Raw genomic sequence first — 4,219 nt, 5'->3', positions numbered from 1 at the left:
AAGCCCCCTCCCACATTTCGTTCTGCGTCAGTCTTCCGAGCTGGCGAGCGCTTGGGAGGCCGCCACGTAATCGGCCTGGAACTCTGGCGATTCGATCCACGCCAGCGCAGCCGCTTCGTCATCGCTGTCCGTGGCCCACTGGCGATACTCGATCAGTGCCGCCAGGATAAAGTCAGTCGCTTCCTCTTCGCCTTCCTGCTCCAGCACCAGTGCCAGCAACGGGTGCGCCAGGAATGCCGCACATAGCGCCTGCTGGCTGGTTTCACCTGCCGTGCGCATCTCTACAAACAGCTCAGTCAGATCCACCGATTCAAGGTCGATGCGGCTGTCATCGCCAGCGAACGCGTCCGGTTTGGTCGCGACGGCACGCTGGGTGCGGTTTTGCTTGGCCTTGGCCTTTGCCCGGTGGGCACGTTTTTGCTGTTTGTTTGGCGAAGCCATGGGCTTGCGTCCTTGGTTCAGGATCTGGGGCGGGTATTGAAACGCAGGTTGGATGAAATCCCAAGGGAATCTACGTGCGTTCCGTCACCCGGTGCCCAGGCGTGCCGTCTGCCAGTGCGCCCTGTTTCAGCCACGCCAGTGCGATGGGCCACAGTCGGTCCTGGTATTCGCTGCGAAAAAACGCGAAATGCCCAACGTCTTTTTCGCCGATATCTTCGGGGGCGATACGCAAATGAGTGCGTTCACTGCTGCTGAAATAGCCCAGTAGCCGCTCGATGGCCGCCACGGTGCCAAACGGGTCGTCAGTGATGCTGATGGCCAGCATTTGGGCCTTCACGCGGCTGAATGGCAATTCACCCAGGCCGCGCCCGCTGGGGCGTTTATCGTACTGCGGTGTTGGTGTGGCCCAGTCCCGCACCACGCCCGCTGGTGTGTCCTCCAGCCAGCCCAGCCGCTTGCCTGGGAAGTAACCGCACAGCGCGGTCATCAAAGGCATTGCCACATGCCATTTGGCAAACATCCGCCAACGTTCGCTCGTGTGATAGTCGCGCCAGTAGGCGAACTGTGCGCCCACCGTAACGATCCGCCGAATCACCGCGCCTGACGCGCCCAGCCCGGCTGCGCAACCCCCAAAACTGTGGGCGACTACATCGACGGGTTGCCCGGGAAATGCCTGCTGGGCTCGCTGTAACATCGCCTCGAAATCCAGCACGCCCCAATCTGACCAGGAAGCCTTGAAGCCACGCAGTGAGCCGTTTCTGGACTCGCCGATGCCGCGATAGTCATAGGTGATGACGTCGAAGCCATTGGCAAACAGGTAGTCGGCGAAGCGTGAGTAGTGGCGGCAGCGCACGGAGGTGGCGGCGTTGATGATCACGACCGGGCGTGCAAGGTCAGTGCGAACGTGGCGCCAGGTGAAGCCGCCGATAACGTAGCTGTCGGCTGCTGGTTGTCGAAATGCTTCTGGGGCTGGTCGGGTCGGCAGGTTCATCGGTCAGCTCAATCCTTGCGCTTGTGGGGTGGGCTTGGAGGCTCACGCGCTTTTTATAAGAAGCCGAAATTACCAAATTTAACCTGCCATGCGTGCAGAAAGTGCCGGGATGCTCGACGTTATTGCGTGGGCTGCTTACGCTGGCGATCTTTTGATTGACCAGAGTCGGCCCATGACCCGCGACACCCTCGAACACAACCAGATCCCGGTCTACTTCGCCGCCGTCCTCCTGGCTGCTTCCTTCGGCTTGCTAGCGCCCTTGGCGGCTCAGGGCCTCGGCATGCTGGTCACGCCCGCCATCGCCGTGTTGATGTACGCGATGTTCCTGCAGATTCCGTTTCTGGACCTGCGCCAGGGTTTGAGTAACAAACGCTTCCTTTCGGCCTTGCTGTTGGCCAATTTCGTCCTGGTGCCCATGTTGGTATGGGTTCTGACCCGTGGCTTGGTGGAGCGTCCCGCGTTGTTGATAGGGGCGTTGTTGGTGCTGCTCACGCCGTGTATCGACTATGTCGTGGTGTTCACGCACATTGGCAAGGGCGATTCGCGTTTGATGCTGGCGGCGACGCCGGTGCTGTTGTTGCTGCAGTTGGCGCTGCTGCCGATGTACCTGGGATTCATGTTGGGCGCGCAGTCCGATGGAATTGTGGCGGTAGGGCCGTTCGTCGAGGCGTTCCTGTGGCTGATCGTGGTGCCGATGATTCTGGCGGTGCTGACCACGTCCCTGGCGCGTCGCTCCAGCATTATCAGTGTGTGGAACAGCGCCTGGGCCTGGCTGCCGGTGCCGGCGATGGCGTTGGTGCTGTTTGTGGTGATTGGCTCACAGATCACGGCGGTGGTGCGTGATATCGGCCTGTTGTGGCCGGTGATTCCGGTCTACCTGGGCTTCTTGCTACTGGCGCCGTTGGTGGGGGTATTCGCAGCGAGGTTGTTCGCGTTACCCGCCGTGACGGCGCGTGCGGTGACTTTCAGCACGGCCACCCGCAACTCGCTGGTGGTGTTGCCCTTGGCATTGGCCCTGCCCGAAGACGTGCGGGGCCTTGCTGCCACGGCGGTCATTCTGCAGACGCTGGTCGAGTTGGTCGGTGAGCTGATCTACATTCGCTTGGTGCCGCTGTGGGTGTGGCCGGCCAATCGCTAAAGCGTGAATGTTCGGGTTTGTTCAGGCGTCATTCAGGGCGGGCTGCGGCACCATAAGTCAGCGCACCCTACCTGAAAGGACAATCGATGGATCACCGCAGTCGTTTTCGCCTGGAGTCCCTGGGCATTTTTCTGATCGCTTTGCTGCTGTTCACCTTGGGTATCTGGGATCAGCAGCCCCAAGGCTTTGACGGGCGTTGGGCACTGTTCATGCAGGAAATGTTTCGCCATGGCGCGAGTTTATTTCCTACCACTTACGGTCAGCCGTATGCGGATTACCCGGGGACTGCGACGTTCTTCAGTTTTGTATTTGCCCGGCTGTTTGGTGCGCCGAACCACTTGGCGAATGTGCTGCCTACGGCCCTCGCTTCGGCCGGTGTGGTCGCCCTGATCTATCGCTTGCTGGTACCTGCCAGCCGCCCCTGGGCACTGCTCGCAGTGCTGCTGACACTGCTCACGACTCAGTTGCTGGAAAAGTCCCGCTCGGTGTGCCTCGACCAGATGGTCGCGTTGTTGTGTGTGGGCAGTTTCTACCTGCTGCACAGCGGCGAGCGCCTCGGCTCGCGGGTGCGGCAGTTGGCGGTTTTCCCCCTGTTCGTCCTGGGTTTCGCGATTCGCGGGCCGCTGGGGTTGATCGAGGTCTGTGGGGTGGTGTGCGTGTATTGGGCGCTGGGTCGGCCAGGAGAGCGGGTCAAGCAGGTGCTGATCCACGGCGTTGTTGGGCTGGTGTTGCTCGCGGCCTGCTGGTGGGTGCTGATGAAGCTTGCGCGGATCAGTGGTGGCGATGCCTTTGCCGACGAAGTGTTCAAGATGCAGGTGGGTGGTCGTCTCGATGAGTCGGGCGAGCCGTTCTATTTTTACTTCCAGCTGAGTTTGTACCGCTATTTCCCTGTAGTGCCATTGGCGCTGGCGACCTTGATTGCGCTGCGTCATCGGTGGTCTGAGCGGTGGGCTGATGAGGGCGTGCAGCTGCTGGTGCGCCTTGGCGCTTGCGGCTTGATGATTTTGCTCGGCTTGTCGGTGCCGCACTTCAAGCGTGCTTATTACATCTTGCCAATGGTGCCGATGTTCGCCGCTGTCGCTGCCTATGGGCTGCTCCAGGCTCAAGGTTGGCTCGTAGGCGTGCGTCGCTGCTATGAAGGGCTTGTCGTGGCGCTACCGGCTCTGGGTGTGGTTGTGCTCTTTGTCTGCCGGTATACGTGGCAGAAGCATGGTTACTGGCCGGCTGTTTCGTTGCCGCTGCTGATCGGTGTTCTGGTCATTCTGCAAGTGGCGGCGTTGATCGCCTGGAGTAGGGCGCTTCGGTTGGTGTGGCTCAGTGTGATCGCCCTGGCAGCGCAATGGCTGCTGCTGGTGGTGGTGATCGAACCGGCCAAGGATCTGCAATTCGATACCCAGAAGTTTGTCAGCCAGGTGGAGGCGCTGCGTGAGTCGCAACCGGGGCCTTTGGTCTTCGTCAATCTGGCCCGGGACACTTGGGCGGTGCGCTACATGATGAACCTGGATCACGACGAGCAGCCGCTGTTTGTGGGGCGCAATGAGCTGGAGAAGCTGAGTGGGCTGCCTCGGCCATCCTGGGTGATTGTGTCGCGCAAGGAGACTGCGCTGTTGAAGGGCTCGCCGGTAGAGATGCTGACGCCGAGCTTTGAG

4 protein-coding genes are annotated in these 4,219 nt (G+C 60.8%); 2 read left to right on the top strand and 2 right to left on the bottom strand.

Features of this window, described 5'->3' with window-relative positions; genetic code table 11:
- Nucleotides 1-27: 27 nt before the first annotated feature.
- Nucleotides 28-441 (bottom strand): hypothetical protein, encoded by a 414-nt coding sequence (locus tag ACRESD_RS10650; RefSeq protein WP_431750873.1) that lies wholly within the window; start codon nt 439-441, stop codon nt 28-30.
- 70 nt (nt 442-511) lie between these two features.
- Entirely contained in the window at nt 512-1,432 is a 921-nt protein-coding gene (locus ACRESD_RS10645; RefSeq protein WP_431750872.1) for an alpha/beta hydrolase family protein, read from the bottom strand.
- Nucleotides 1,433-1,604: 172 nt separating this feature from the next.
- Here ACRESD_RS10645 and ACRESD_RS10640 point away from each other — a divergent pair, with 172 nt between their 5' ends.
- Both ACRESD_RS10640 and ACRESD_RS10635 read left to right on the top strand, forming a co-directional pair.
- Nucleotides 1,605-2,570, top strand: coding sequence for an arsenic resistance protein (locus ACRESD_RS10640; RefSeq protein WP_431750871.1), 966 nt, complete (start codon nt 1,605-1,607; stop codon nt 2,568-2,570).
- An 86-nt stretch (nt 2,571-2,656) separates the two neighbouring features.
- Nucleotides 2,657-4,219: ArnT family glycosyltransferase (locus ACRESD_RS10635; protein ID WP_431750870.1), on the top strand; the 1,563-nt coding region annotated here is incomplete at its 3' end.

Origin of the sequence: Pseudomonas sp. (assembly GCF_050739995.1) — a bacterium.
GTDB lineage: Bacteria > Pseudomonadota > Gammaproteobacteria > Pseudomonadales > Pseudomonadaceae > Aquipseudomonas.
Note: the sequence above shows the minus strand (reverse complement) of the source record. Positions and strands in the feature narration are given on the sequence as shown.

Bases quoted from the DNA above. Each gene is read 5' to 3' on its own strand.
- ACRESD_RS10650 (WP_431750873.1), bottom strand. From the start codon at position 441: ATGGCTTCGCCAAACAAACAGCAAAAACGTGCCCACCGGGCAAAGGCC.
- ACRESD_RS10645 (WP_431750872.1), bottom strand. From the start codon at position 1,432: ATGAACCTGCCGACCCGACCAGCCCCAGAAGCATTTCGACAACCAGCA.
- ACRESD_RS10640 (WP_431750871.1), top strand. From the start codon at position 1,605: ATGACCCGCGACACCCTCGAACACAACCAGATCCCGGTCTACTTCGCC.